This is a genomic window from Deinococcus maricopensis DSM 21211 (assembly GCF_000186385.1).
GTDB lineage: Bacteria > Deinococcota > Deinococci > Deinococcales > Deinococcaceae > Deinococcus_B > Deinococcus_B maricopensis.
Genome location: NC_014958.1, coordinates 2,051,390 through 2,064,134 on the forward strand (window position 1 = coordinate 2,051,390; position 12,745 = coordinate 2,064,134).

Annotated in this window: 10 protein-coding genes and 1 riboswitch; of the genes, 2 read left to right on the top strand and 8 right to left on the bottom strand. The window is 67.1% G+C overall.

Translation table 11 applies throughout. From position 1 onward, the window contains the following. The first annotated feature begins 33 nt into the window (after window positions 1–33). Window positions 34–121, top strand: a riboswitch (ZMP/ZTP riboswitch). Window positions 122–167: 46 nt separating this feature from the next. Together purH and DEIMA_RS09590 are read left to right on the top strand one after the other, a co-directional pair. Then, the gene (gene purH / locus DEIMA_RS09585) at window positions 168–1,700 is read left to right on the top strand and encodes a bifunctional phosphoribosylaminoimidazolecarboxamide formyltransferase/IMP cyclohydrolase (protein ID WP_013557054.1); all 1,533 of its coding nucleotides are present in this window, start codon (window positions 168–170) and stop codon (window positions 1,698–1,700) included. A 10-nt stretch (window positions 1,701–1,710) separates the two neighbouring features. Beyond that, window positions 1,711–2,577, top strand: coding sequence for a bifunctional 5,10-methylenetetrahydrofolate dehydrogenase/5,10-methenyltetrahydrofolate cyclohydrolase (locus tag DEIMA_RS09590; protein WP_013557055.1), 867 nt, complete (start codon window positions 1,711–1,713; stop codon window positions 2,575–2,577). Window positions 2,578–2,712: 135 nt separating this feature from the next. Here DEIMA_RS09590 and DEIMA_RS09595 read toward each other — a convergent pair whose 3' ends face one another. From DEIMA_RS09595 to secA, 8 genes are all read right to left on the bottom strand, one after another. Continuing rightward, window positions 2,713–3,453 carry an amino acid ABC transporter ATP-binding protein gene (locus DEIMA_RS09595; protein WP_013557056.1) on the bottom strand — a complete coding sequence of 247 codons (741 nt, stop codon included), beginning with the start codon at window positions 3,451–3,453 and terminating at the stop codon, window positions 2,713–2,715. 49 nt (window positions 3,454–3,502) lie between these two features. Continuing rightward, entirely contained in the window at window positions 3,503–4,717 is a 1,215-nt protein-coding gene (locus DEIMA_RS17545) for an amino acid ABC transporter permease (RefSeq protein WP_013557057.1), read from the bottom strand. After that, a complete protein-coding gene (locus DEIMA_RS09605; RefSeq protein ID WP_013557058.1) occupies window positions 4,714–5,532 on the bottom strand; it encodes an amino acid ABC transporter permease in 819 nt (272 codons plus the stop codon). Before DEIMA_RS09605 ends, DEIMA_RS17545 begins: the two co-directional genes overlap by 4 nt. A gap of 90 nt (window positions 5,533–5,622) precedes the next feature. Further along, window positions 5,623–6,459: an ABC transporter substrate-binding protein gene (locus tag DEIMA_RS09610; protein ID WP_013557059.1), complete on the bottom strand. Its 837-nt coding sequence runs from the start codon at window positions 6,457–6,459 to the stop codon at window positions 5,623–5,625. Between the two features lie 202 nt (window positions 6,460–6,661). Further along, on the bottom strand, window positions 6,662–7,480 hold the full coding sequence (locus DEIMA_RS09615) for an amino acid ABC transporter permease (protein ID WP_013557060.1): 819 nt from the start codon (window positions 7,478–7,480) through the stop codon (window positions 6,662–6,664). A 126-nt stretch (window positions 7,481–7,606) separates the two neighbouring features. Beyond that, window positions 7,607–8,362 (bottom strand): ABC transporter substrate-binding protein, encoded by a 756-nt coding sequence (locus tag DEIMA_RS09620; RefSeq protein WP_013557061.1) that lies wholly within the window; start codon window positions 8,360–8,362, stop codon window positions 7,607–7,609. A 290-nt stretch (window positions 8,363–8,652) separates the two neighbouring features. Continuing rightward, complete coding sequence (locus tag DEIMA_RS09625) at window positions 8,653–9,813, bottom strand: ABC transporter ATP-binding protein (protein ID WP_013557062.1); 1,161 nt, start codon at window positions 9,811–9,813, stop codon at window positions 8,653–8,655. Between the two features lie 200 nt (window positions 9,814–10,013). Further along, the gene (gene secA / locus DEIMA_RS09630) at window positions 10,014–12,617 is read right to left on the bottom strand and encodes a preprotein translocase subunit SecA (RefSeq protein WP_013557063.1); all 2,604 of its coding nucleotides are present in this window, start codon (window positions 12,615–12,617) and stop codon (window positions 10,014–10,016) included. Window positions 12,618–12,745: the final 128 nt, after the last annotated feature.

Below are 12,745 nucleotides of genomic sequence, written 5' to 3' on the forward strand. Positions count from 1 at the left end.
GCGCGCCGCCGGTACGGGCGGGTATACTGCCGGTGGACCGGCGGTGACTGGCGTTGAACGTGGGGAACCACGGGGAAGCCGCTTCGGGAATTTCAATGGATCGCACGCCTGGGTCGGACACGGTCGCGCACGCGCGCGCCGCGTCCGTTTTCGCTTGGAGGGCTGCAATGGGGAAACGCGCGTTGATTTCCGTGTCGGACAAGAGTGGCGTCGTGGAGTTCGCCCGGTCGCTGGTGGAAGGCGGCTGGGAGGTGCTGTCGACCGGCGGGACCATGACGGCCCTCGCGGAGGCGGGCGTGCCCGTCACGAAGGTCAGTGACGTGACGGGCTTCCCGGAGATTCTGGACGGCCGCGTGAAGACGCTGCACCCGAACATCCACGGGGGGATTCTCGCGCGCCGCGAGGACGCGCACCTCGCGGAACTGGCCGCGCACGGCATCGGCACCATTGACCTCGTGTGCGTGAATCTGTACCCGTTCCGTGAGACCGTCGCGCGCGGCGCGCCGCTCGGCGAGGTTGTGGAGAACATCGACATCGGCGGGCCCGCCATGATCCGCGCCGCCGCGAAGAACTTCGAGGGCGTGCTGATCCTCGTGGACCCCGCGGATTACGGCGTGGCGCTGCAAACGCACGTGAGCCTCACGGAACGCATGCGGCTCGCCGCGAAAGCGTACGCGCACACCAGCGCGTACGACGCGGCCATCACGGCGTACCTGGAAGGGCAGGTGAACGCTGCGTCCGCCCCTGCCGCCGAGCCGGCGTTCCCGGCGGAGGTCCGCCTGGACCTCGCGCAGGTCACGGACCTGCGGTACGGCGAGAACCCGCACCAGGGCGCCACCGTGTACCGCCTGGGCGCGCAGACCGGCCCGGTGCTGGACGCGCGCGTGCTGAGTGGCAAGCCGATGAGCTTCAACAACTACGCGGACGCGGACGCCGCGTGGGCGCTCGTGGGCGAGTTCAGCGCGCCCGCGTGCGTGGCCGTGAAGCACGCGAACCCGTGCGGCGTGGCCGTCGCGGAGGACGTGCGGACCGCGTGGGAGCGCGCACGTGACGCGGACACCGTGAGCGTGTTCGGCGGGATCGTCGCCGTGAACCGCCCCGTGGACCTCGACATGGCGAAAAGCACGCGCGGCACGTTCCTGGAGGTGCTGATCGCGCCTGACGTGGCCGAGGACGCCCTCGCGTGGTTCCGGGAGAAGAAGCCGGACCTGCGCGTTCTCGTGGCGGGCCCGGCGGCGTTCGGCGGCGTGGAGTACCGTCCGCTCGCGGGCGGGTTCCTCGCGCAGGCGCGCGACGCGCGCACGTGGGATGACCTGTGCCCGGAAGTCGTCACGGACCGCGCGCCCTCCCCGCAGGAGTGGCAGGACCTGGAGTTCGCGTGGAACGTCGCGAAGCACGCCCGCAGCAACAACGTCGTCCTGGCGCGCGCGGGCGTGACGGTCGGTGTGGGCGCCGGCGCCGTGAGCCGCATCTGGGCGGCGGAACGTGCCGTCATGAACGCCGGCGAGGCCGCGCGCGGCAGCGTCATGGCGTCCGAGGCGTTCTTCCCGTTCGATGACGTGGTGCGTCTGGCGGCGGGCGCGGGCGTCACGGCGGTCGTGCAGCCCGGCGGCGCGAAACGCGACCCGGAAGTCATCGCCGCTGCGAACGAATTGGGCGTCAGCATGATCTTCACCGGCAGCCGCCACTTCCGGCATTAAGGTGGAGGGCATGAGCGAACACGCGCACACGGCACGGCGGCTGGAAGGCAAGGCGCTCGCGCGGGACGTCACCGCCCGCGTCCGCGCGGACCTGCGGGGTCTGGGCGCCGCGCCGCACCTCGTGGCCGTCATCGCGTCCGGCGACCCGGCCACGCGCGTGTACGTCGAGAGCAAGGCCCGCACGGCCGAGAAGCTCGGGGTGCGCTTCACCCTCCGCGACCTGGGCGCGGGCATCACGCAGGCGGACCTGCACGCGGAACTGCACCGCCTGTCGGACGACGCGGACGTGCAGGGCGTCGTGCTGGAACTGCCGCTCGCGCCGGGCCTCGACGCGGACCGCGCCATGCTGCACCTCGCGCCGGAAAAGGACGTGGAGGGCCTCACGCCCGCGAACCTCGCGCTCGTCGCGGCAGGCCGTGAACCCGAAGCGCTGCTGCCGCCCACGCCGCGCAGCGTCCGCTTCCTGCTCCGCGAGGCTCTTGACCTTGACGGCGCGCGCATCGCGATCATCGGGCCGGGCCGGACGGTCGGACGACCCCTCACGTGGATGCTGAACAACCGCGGCGCGACCGTCACGCTCTGCAACGAGCGCACGCGCGACCTCCCGGCGGTGCTGGCCGGTCAGGACGCCGTCGTGATCGCCGTGGGCCGCGCGGGCCTGCTGAAGGCCAGCATGCTGCAGGCGCATCAGGTGGTCGTGGACGCCGGCATCAACGTCACGGACGCCGGCGTGGTCGGTGACGCCGAACCGGGCATCGCGGAGGTCGTGCGCGCCCTCACGCCGGTGCCGGGTGGTGTCGGGCCGCTCACGAGCGCGCTGATGTTCCAGAACCTCGTGCGCGCCGTGAAACTCCAGCGCGGCGAACCCGTCGACTAAGCGAGGGTTCCTGAGAGGAGGAAGGGCCGCCGTGGTGGCGGCCCTTCCTCTTTGCCTGGGAGCGCCCGGAACCACCAGCGCCTTTCAGGAGGGCAGGGCGAACGCCTGCGGGCATCCGGCCTGCCCTCCCCTCTGTTAGTGGCCGAGGATCTTGCTAAGGAACGCTTTGGCGCGTTCGTGCTGGGGGTTGTTGTAGAACTGCTCGGGGGTGGTGTCCTCGACGATGTTGCCGGCGTCGAAGAAGACGACGCGGTCGGCGACTTCGCGGGCGAAGCCCATCTCGTGCGTGACGCACAGCATGGTCATGCCGCTGCGCGCGAGTTCCTTCATGACGTCGAGCACTTCCTTGATCATTTCCGGGTCGAGGGCGCTGGTGGGCTCGTCGAACAGCATGATTTTGGGTTCCATGGCGAGCGCGCGGGCGATGGCGACGCGCTGCTGCTGCCCGCCGCTCAGCTGCGCCGGGTACTTGTCGGCCTGTTCGCGGATGCCGACGCGGTCGAGGAGCTCGAGGGCTTTTTTCTCGGCGGTGGCCGCGTTCTGCTTGCGGACGCGCATGGGGGCGAGGGTGATGTTCTGGAGGACGGTGAGGTGCGGGAAGAGGTTGAAGCTCTGGAACACCATGCCGACCTCGCGGCGGATGGCGTCGAGGTTGCTGCCGCGTTTGAGTTCGATGCCGTCGATGGTGATGTTGCCGCCGTCGTGCGGTTCGAGGGCGTTGAGGGTGCGGATGAAGGTGCTTTTGCCGCTGCCGCTCGGGCCGATGATGACGACGACTTCGCCCTGACGGACGGTCATGTTGACGCCTTTGAGGGCGTGGAACTGCCCGTAGTGCTTCTGGACGTTTTCCGCAGTGATGATGTTCTGGGCGGTCATGCTGCCTCCATTATGGGCGCGGGGGGCGGGGTTGGGGTGGGGGTGGCGTTCAGATGGTGTTTTCGGGGTTGGTGGCGCGGGCGACGCGGCGGCCCGTGGGCGCTTCGAGGCGGCGGGCGGCGCTGCTGAGCGCGTACGCGAAGATGAAGTAGAGCACGGCGACGGTGAGGTAAATCTCGAACGTGGCAGTAACGACGCGGTTGCCGGTGATGCGGGCGGCGCCGGCGAGTTCGATCAGGCCGATGATGCTGACGAGGCTGGTGTCCTTGAAGAGGCTGATGAACTGCCCGACGAGCGGTGGGATCATGTTGCGCAGCGCCTGCGGGAGGATGACGCTGAGCATGGTGTGCGTGCCGCTGAGGCCGAGCGCGCGGGCGGCTTCGTCCTGGCCGCGTGGGAGAGCGCGAATGCCGGCGCGGACGATTTCGGCGACGTACGCGCCCGTGAACAGCGCGAGCGCGAGAATGACGGCCCAGAACTGCGTGCCTTCGCCGAGGACGTACGGCACGAAAATGAAGAACCAGAAGATGACGGTGATGAACGGGAGCCCGCGGAACAGTTCGATGTAGACGGTGCTGACGGCGCGCAGCAGCGGCAGGGCGCTGACGCGGCCAATGCCGAAGAACAGGCCGAACGGAAGGCTGAGCAGCAACCCGAGCACCGCGAGGATGAGGCTGAGGGCGAGGCCGCCGATGCGCACTTCAGGCGTGACGGTGGGCAGCAGGACGACGCCGCCAGCGAGCAGGCCGAGCAGGGCGGGGAGCCACGCGGCGCGCACGTGGGCGCGCGCGAGGAGCCAGGTGAGAGCGCCGCCGGCGGCGATGGCCGCGAAGCCCCAGAGGCGCCAGCGTTCATCAGCGTAGTCGGCGGAGCGGAAGCGACCAATCAGGAAGAACAGGAAGTTGCGGTGCACCTGGTCCCAGCTGGGCAGCGCGATGATCCAGCGGCCGAGCAGGTCGAGGAGCAGGACCGCGAACGCGGCGGCGATGAGGGTGGACCAGCGGCGGTAGGTGTCCTGGGCGTGTGCGGCCGCGTCGGCACTGCGGCGTCCGCGCGCGCCGGCCTGGGCGGTGAGGCCCGCACCGACGTGCAGCGCGAGGAGCGTGAGGACCGCGAGGAGTTTCGCTTCGGGGTGCGGGCCGCGCAGCGCGCCGAGCGCGGTGGGCCACAGGATCAGGGCCGCGAGGAGGTACTGCGCGCCGAGCAGGCCCGCGCCGGTGAGGAGCTGCCCCAGGCCGGGAATCAGGTACGAGAGGGCGCTCATGCGCGCACCCCGGGGAGGTGCAGGCGGGCCATGAGGAGGTTCAGGAGGCCGGTGATGGCGAGGCTGAGGATCAGGTACGCGATGGTGATGGCGGTGATGCTCTCGAACCCGCGGAAGGTGTAGCTCTGCACCTGCGTGCCGTAGTAGAAGAGTTCGGCAACGCCGATCTGCGACGCGAGCGAGGAGTTCTTGGTGAGGTTCAGGAACTGGCTGCCGAGCGGTGGGAGCACCACGCGGAACGCCTGCGGGAGGATCACGAGGCGGAGCGTGTCGAGGCCGCCCAGGCCGAGGCTCTGCGCCGCTTCGGTCTGGCCGTGCGGGATGCTCTGGATGCCCGCGCGGATGGTTTCGGCGATGTAGCTGCTGGTGTACACGCTCAGCGCGGCGATGACCGCCCACTGTTCAGGCTGGTGCGCGTTCAGCCAGGTTTTGGCGGCGTCGGGAAGGACGTTGAGGACGCCGAAGTTCCAGAAGAAGATCTGCACGAGCAGCGGGGTGTTCCGGAAGAACTCGACGTACGCGCTCGCGGCGGTGCGGACGACGGGGTTGGCGCTGAGGCGCGCGACGCCGACGACCGTGCCGAGCAGCAGCGCGAGGGCGATGCTGATGAGCGCGAGGCGGACGGTGAGCCACATGCCGATGAGGATGGTGGTGAGGTACGTGCCGCTCGTGAGCTGGCTGGGCTTCCCGAAGATGCTCCAGTCGAGGGTGACGTTGTTGCGCGCGAAGCCCGCGTGGACCTGCCAGACGATGAAGCCGAAGGCGAGGATCAGGAGGGCGCCTGCGATGAGCTGCTGCGTGGTGTCTCGTTTCATGCGTGTCCTGGGGGCGTAGGCGTGCGGGGGAGCGCGCGGCTCCCCCGGGGGTATGGTGGTGTTATCGGGCGCGTTGCCCGGACGCGGCGGTCAGCGGCGGACGGGGAACTGTTCGGGGACGGTGACGGTGCGTTTGGGGTCGGGGAGGTTGTATTTGGTGTTCGGCCCGAACCATTTGCGGAAGATCTTCGCGTACGTGCCGTCGGCGGCCATGCGCGTCAGGGATTCGTTCACGAAGTTGCGCCATTTGCTGTCGTTCTGCTTGAGGATGATGCCGTACGGTTCGTTGCTGAAGTACGCGCCGACGATCTTGAATTTGCTGGGGTCGGGCGCGCTGGCTTTCAGGCCGAGCAGGATGGTGCTGTCGGTGCTGACGGCGTCCACGCGGCCCTGCTGCAGGGCGGTGAAGGCGTCGGTGTACTGTTGGAAGCTGACGACGCTGGCTTTGGGCGCGGCGGCTTTGAGGTTCGCTTCGCTGGTGCTGCCCTGAGCGGTGCCGACGCGTTTCCCGGCGAGGTCCTTGACGCTCTTGATGGCGCTGTTGGCGGGCACGAGGAGGCGCTGGCCGTCAATGAAGTAGGTGTTGCTGAAGTCGACGACGTCCATGCGGCCGTACGTGGCGGTGGCGGTGGCGGCGGCGAGGTCGACGGTGCCGTTCTGCACGAACTCGATGCGGTTCTTGCTGGTGACCTGCTTGAGTTCGAGCTTGACGGTTTTCTTGCAGGCGGCGCTGAGGTCCTTGGCGATTTCCTTGACGAGGTCCACGTCGAAGCCGCCGACGTCGCCGTCTTCGTTCACGAAGCCGAACGGGGGGCTGTCGTACTTCACGCCGGCAGTGAATTTGCCGTCCTGGCAGATCTGGTCACGAACGGAAGCGGCGGACGCGGTGGCGGCAAGCGCAAGGGTCAGAACGGCAAGTGTACGCATATGAACTCCTGAGGTCACGGGGAAATGAACGGAGATGGTTGGCCCTGGACAGTATGGGTCAGAGGCACGGCGGGGGCCGTGCTGGCGGAGGTTCATGCTGTCGTGCCCTGCATTGTATGCAAAATCAGGTTTGCGTGTGCGTGGTGTTCAGGCATGAAAAGGCCGCGCCCTGGTGGGGGGCGCGGCCTTCCGGTATGGGTGTTCAGCGGCTGACGATCTTGGTGCGCCGCTCGAGCTGGTCGGTGAAGAAGGTCAGGACGGTGGTGAGCGCGAGGTACACGCCGCCGATGGTGGCGAGCGACGGGACGGGCTTGAAGGTTTCGCTGCTGACGCGGTTGCCGGCGAGCGTGAGTTCGAGCAGCGCGATGCTGGATACGAGCGAGGTGTCCTTGAGCAGCGCGACGACGTTGTTCACGAGGGGCGGCACGACGATGCGCAGGGCCTGCGGGAGGATGATGGTGAGCATCGCCTGGCCGCCGCTGAGGCCGAGGCTGCGGGCCGCTTCGCCCTGGCCGCGCGGGACGGCCTGGATGCCGGCGCGGATGACTTCGGCGTTGTACGCGCCGACGTTCAGGGCGAGGGCCGTGATGCCCGCGATGATTTCCGGGCCGCCTTCGATGGGCCAGGTGCCGGCCCAGTCCATCAGGGCCTTGAACGGCGGGAACAGCAGCGGGAGGGCGTTGTAGACGAACAGGATCTGCACGAGCAGGGGCGTGCCGCGCATCAACCAGACGTAGAGGCTGGCGGGCGCGCGGACGATCCAGTACGCGCTGGTTTTCATGAGGCCCGCGACGACGCCGAGGATCAGACCGATGACGCCGGAAGCGACCGTGAGGTAGAGCGTCATGACGGCGCCCTGCACGAACAGGTCAGCGCGGCTGCCGATGGGTTCCGGGGCCTTGCGGAGGATCAGGGTGATCAGGAGGAACAGCAGGTAGAACGCGATGCCGGCGCCGATCACCCACAGGGCCAGGGCGCCGCCTGACATGGGGGTGCGGCGGGGGCGGGCCACGCTCGTCATGCGCGCCTCGTGAAGTGCATAACAATTCGCATATCGGTCATGATGGCATATGGGTTCGGAAGTGTCAGCCGCGCTGACATTGACGCAGTCGGCGCGGGCCTCAGCCCGCGCCGCGCGGCGGGTTCCTTATTTGCAGCGGATGTCCTGCCCGAAGTACTTGCCGCTGATCTTGGCGTACGTGCCGTTGCCCTGAAGCTTCTGGAGGGTGGTGTTGAGTTCCTTGAGGAGGCTGGCGTTGCCCTTCTTGACGGCCATGCCGATCCGCTCCTGGAACAGCAGATCGCCCTGCTGGAGTTTGCCGGGGTTGGCCTTGATGGCGTCGATGGCGAGGAATTTGTCGCTGACCCAGGCGTCGGCGCGGCCCATCATGATGGCCTGCTGCGCGTCAGTGTCCTTGGGGTAGGTTTTGACGCTTTTCACGCCGGCGACCTTCTTGACGTTGTCGAGGTACGTGGTGCCGACCTGCACGGCGACGATTTTGCCGCTCAGGTCCTTGGCGGTTTTGGGCCCGCCGGTCTTGCTGACGATCAGGCCGCCGGTGCAGTAGTGGGGGGCGCTGAAGTCCACGGCCTTCTGGCGTTCAGGGGTGATGCCGTGGCTGGCGATGACGAAGTCGTAGCGGTCCTGGTTCAGGCCGATGAGCAGGCCGTCGAACGGCTGCGTGACCCACTGGACTTTCATGCCAAGCTGTTTGGCGATGGCGTTGCCGAGTTCCACTTCGAACCCGGTGAGGGTTTTGCCTTCGAAGTAGTTGAAGGGCTTGAAGGCGCCTTCGGTGGCGATCTTGATGGTGCCGCTACTTTTGATCTGGTCCCAGGTGCGGGCCTGGGCGGGGCTGGCGGTAGCGGCAAGGACGGCAAACAGAACGAGGGTGCGCTTCATGGTTCCTCCGGGGGGGGGGGCGCGGCGTCTGACGTGGTGCAGCCAGACGAGCAGGATTGTGGGCTGCGCTTACTGTAGCGGAATCCTGGGGGGGCGTAAAGCGCAGCGGTGTTGTGCTGGACGGCATTTTTCCAACTTGCCGCCTGCAGGCAGCGCGGCATGCGGAGCAGTATATACGAAAACTCTAAACTCTTCTGAGTTTACGTTTGACAACTGACCGGGGCCTGATGTGACACAAGAGAGCAGGCCAGCCTGATAGTTCAGGCTGGCCTGCTCTCGGAAAAATTCGCTCAGGCTTTGGTGAGCGCCGGGCGGCCCTGCAGGCTGTCCGCCTGACCCAGGCCACCCATAGGCGTGCCACGGTCCAGCGCGTCCTCGGTCTGGTAATCGAAGGCGTGCAGGCGGCTGCGATCCACGACCAGATCCACGGTGTCGCCGGGCTGCACAAGGGCGTGCCCCTCAACCTTCGCCGTGACCGTCTGCCCGGCGATCTCCACGATCAGGTCCGTCTGCGCGCCCAGCGGCTCCACCACCAGCACGCGGCCACGCAGGACGTTCGCGCCCTCGGCCACGTCCGTCATGCCGCGCACGCCGAGGTGCTCGGGGCGGATGCCCATCCACACCTGCTTGCCTTCGAAGCCGCGAACGCTACCCGCCAGCTGCCCCTCGGGCTCCACGGTGCTGTCACCGACAATGAAGCGCCCGTTCTGCACGGTGGCCGTCACGAAGTTCATGCTGGGGCTGCCGATGAAGCCCGCCACGAACTTGTTCTTCGGGAAGTCGTACAGGTTCAGCGGCGTGTCGACCTGCTGGATCAGGCCGTCGCGCATCACCACGATGCGGGTGCCCATCGTCATCGCCTCGACCTGGTCGTGCGTCACGTAGATGACGGTCGTGCCGAGGCGGCGGTGCAGCTGGCTGATCTGCGAGCGCATCTCCACGCGCAGTTTCGCGTCGAGGTTGGAGAGCGGCTCGTCCATCAGGAACACTTTCGGTTCGCGGACGATGGCGCGGCCCAGCGCGACGCGCTGACGCTGACCACCGGACAGCTCCTTGGGCTTGCGGCCGAGCAGGTGCTCGATCTGCAGGATCTTCGCGGCGTCACGGACGCGGCGGTCGATCTCCTCGCGGGGCGTCTTGCGCAGCTTCAGGCCGAACGCCATGTTGTCGTACACGTTCATGTGCGGGTACAGGGCGTAGTTCTGGAAGACCATCGCAATATCGCGGTCCTTCGGGGGCATGTCGTTGACGATGCGGTCGCCGATGCGCAGCGTCCCGTCGGAGATTTCCTCCAGGCCCGCGATCATGCGCAGCGTGGTGCTCTTCCCGCAGCCGGACGGCCCGACGAACACCATGAACTCCTTGTCGCGGATGTGCAGGTTGAAATCCTTCACCGCGTGGTGCTTGGTGCCGTAACGCTTGTTAACGTGTTCCAGAATGACTTCGGCCATGATGCCTACCTCGAGGCCCCATCTCTCGCCCGTGAGCGTCCTCGGGCGACCGGGGTTGATCGTGAGAGTTCCCAGGTTTCCTCTGTTGCTGATCCGACGCGCGCAGCATACCAGAAAGCGCTTGCACCCGCGAGCGGGACCCGTCTAGAACAGAAGCGGACCCGGCGCGCCGGGTCCGCTTCCTTCACTTGTCCCTCAGGTCAGGCGGTGTTGACCTGCATGCGGAACATGAACTTCGTCACTTCCGTCTTGAGCGTATCGATCATCTCGTTGAACATGTTCGTCGCCTCGAACTTGTACTCCGTGAACGGGTCACGTTGCCCGTACCCGCGCAGACCGATGCCCTGACGGAGCACGTCCATGCCGTGCAGGTGCTCCTTCCAGTACTGGTCCACGACCTGCAGCAGCACGTAGCGCGACAGGCTGTTCAGCAGGTCCGCGCCGAGTTCCGCGCGGCGCGTCTCGAACGCGTCCGCCGTGAACTCCAGCACGCGCGTGTGCGCGTCGGCGACGCTCATGCCGCGCAGCGCCTCGAAATCGAACCCCTCGAACGCCGGCACGGCGTCCGCCAGGGCGGTCTTGAGGCCGTCCAGGTCCCACTTCTCCGGCTCCTCGTCAATGGGCGCGAACTCGCCGAGCTTCAGCTCCACGAAGTCGCCCACCATGCCCTCGGTGCTCTCCTCGACGTCGGCGTCGGCGCCGAGTAGCACTTCGCGGCGCTGCGCGTAGATGATCTCGCGCTGCTTGCTCATGACGTTGTCGAACTCCAGCAGCTGCTTACGCGTCGCGAAGTTGCGGTCCTCGACGCGGGCCTGCGCGCGCTCAATGGCGCCCGTGACCATCTTCGCCTCAATGGGCTGAGTATCGTCCATGCCGAGGCGGTCCATCATCGCGACGACGCGGTCGTTCGCGAACAGGCGCATCAGGTCGTCCTCGAAGCTGACGTAGAAACGGCTGCTGCCCGGGTCGCCCTGACGGCCGGCGCGGCCACGCAACTGGTTGTCGATGCGGCGCGACTCGTGCCGTTCGGTGCCGATGATGTGCAGGCCGCCCAGTTCACGGACCTTCGCGCGGTCCGCGTTCACCTGATCGCGCAGCGCCTGCGCTTCCGCCAGGAAGTTCGCGGGGACGTCCGGCAGCGCCTTGATCAGCTCGGCGGCGCGTTCGTCGCCGCGCATGATGGCTTTCGTGAACTCCTCCGCCTCGGGCGCGAAGCGGTTCACGCCCATGCTTTCCAGGCGGTCACCCATCAGGAATTCGGCGTTGCCGCCCAGCATGATGTCCGTCCCGCGGCCCGCCATGTTCGTCGCGATGGTGACGGTGTTGCTGCGGCCCGCCTGCGCGACGATGGCCGCTTCGAGCGCCTCGTACTTCGCGTTCAGCACCTGGTGCTTGATGCCGGCGGCAGTGAGCATGCGGCTGAGCAGTTCGGACGTTTCGATGCTCACGGTGCCGATCAGGACCGGGCGGCCCGTGGCGTGCATCTCGCGCACCTCGTTGACGACCGCGCCGAACTTGCCCATTTTCGAGCGGTACACGAGGTCATCGTGGTCCTGTCGGATGACGGGCAGGTTCGTGGGGATCACGAGGACGTCGCTGCCGTAAATATCGAGGAATTCCTTCTCCTCGGTCTTCGCGGTGCCGGTCATGCCCGCGAACTTGTCGTACAGGCGGAAGAAGTTCTGGTACGTGATCGTCGCGAGCGTCTGGTTCTCGTTCTCGATCTTCACGCCTTCCTTGGCCTCGATGGCTTGGTGGAGGCCCTCGCCGTAGCGGCGGCCCGGCATGCTGCGGCCCGTGAACTCGTCGATGATGATGACTTCGCCCTCGGCGGACACGATGTAGTCGGTGTCGCGGTGGTACAGGTCCTTGGCGCGCAGGGCCTGCGTGATCATGTGCGCCTTCTCCATGTGCTCGGGCGAGTACAGGTCGTCGATGCTCAGGAGCTTCTCGATGCGGTTGATGCCCTGCTCGGTAAGGTGGACGCCCTTGCTCTTCTCGTCGACGGTGTAGTCGCCGGTCGGTTCGGTGCGCTTGCCGGGCTCGGCCGGCTCGCCCTTCTGGAGGCGCTTCACGAGCTTCGCGAAGATGAAGTACTGGTCGGTGGCCTTTTCCGCCTGGCCGCTGATGATCAGCGGCGTGCGCGCCTCGTCGATGAGGATGCTGTCCACCTCGTCGACGATGGCGTAGTGCAGGGGGTGGTCGGCGCGGAGCACCAGCTGGTCCGGGGACTGCGCCATGTTGTCACGCAGGTAGTCGAAGCCCAGCTCGGAGTTCGTGACGTACGTGATGTCGCACGCGTACGCCGCCTGACGCTGGTGCGGCTGCATGTCGCGCGCGGCGAGGCCGACGGTAAGACCGAGCGTGCGGTACAGCAGGCCCATCTCCTCCGCGCCGACGCGGGCGAGGTAGTCGTTGACGGTGACGAGGTGGCAGCCTTTCGCTTCGAGGGCGTTCAGGGCGAGCGCGAGGGTCGCGACGAGCGTTTTGCCTTCGCCGGTGCGCATTTCCGCGATGCGGCCGTAGTGCAGGGCGGCGCCGCCGATGAGCTGCGTGTCGTAGTGGCGCTTGCCGATGCTGCGGCGGCCCGCCTCGCGGATCAGCGCGAACGCGGGGACGATCACGTCGTCAAGGGTTTCGCCGCCCTCCACGACCCGTTGGCGGAGGTTCATGAACGCCTCGGCGAGGTTCTCGACTTTCATCGTTTCCTCTTCGAGTGCGTTCACAGGCTGCACGACGTTCTTGATGAGCTTCTGCACGTCGCGCGCGTTGTTGTCGAAAATTTTGTTCAGGACACGGAACATTGCCGGTCAGTATACCGCTTGGCGGCGCGCCGTACGCGCACGATCTCAGCGGAGCAGACTCAACTTCCTTTATAAGCACCGGCGATGCCGGGAGGCTCACCCCACACCCGCCGACTGCCCGAGGCACA

Bases quoted from the DNA above. Each gene is read 5' to 3' on its own strand.
- purH (WP_013557054.1), top strand. From the start codon at position 168: ATGGGGAAACGCGCGTTGATTTCCGTGTCGGACAAGAGTGGCGTCGTG.
- DEIMA_RS09590 (WP_013557055.1), top strand. From the start codon at position 1,711: ATGAGCGAACACGCGCACACGGCACGGCGGCTGGAAGGCAAGGCGCTC.
- DEIMA_RS09595 (WP_013557056.1), bottom strand. From the start codon at position 3,453: ATGACCGCCCAGAACATCATCACTGCGGAAAACGTCCAGAAGCACTAC.
- DEIMA_RS17545 (WP_013557057.1), bottom strand. From the start codon at position 4,717: ATGAGCGCCCTCTCGTACCTGATTCCCGGCCTGGGGCAGCTCCTCACC.
- DEIMA_RS09605 (WP_013557058.1), bottom strand. From the start codon at position 5,532: ATGAAACGAGACACCACGCAGCAGCTCATCGCAGGCGCCCTCCTGATC.
- DEIMA_RS09610 (WP_013557059.1), bottom strand. From the start codon at position 6,459: ATGCGTACACTTGCCGTTCTGACCCTTGCGCTTGCCGCCACCGCGTCC.
- DEIMA_RS09615 (WP_013557060.1), bottom strand. From the start codon at position 7,480: ATGACGAGCGTGGCCCGCCCCCGCCGCACCCCCATGTCAGGCGGCGCC.
- DEIMA_RS09620 (WP_013557061.1), bottom strand. From the start codon at position 8,362: ATGAAGCGCACCCTCGTTCTGTTTGCCGTCCTTGCCGCTACCGCCAGC.
- DEIMA_RS09625 (WP_013557062.1), bottom strand. From the start codon at position 9,813: ATGGCCGAAGTCATTCTGGAACACGTTAACAAGCGTTACGGCACCAAG.
- secA (WP_013557063.1), bottom strand. From the start codon at position 12,617: ATGTTCCGTGTCCTGAACAAAATTTTCGACAACAACGCGCGCGACGTG.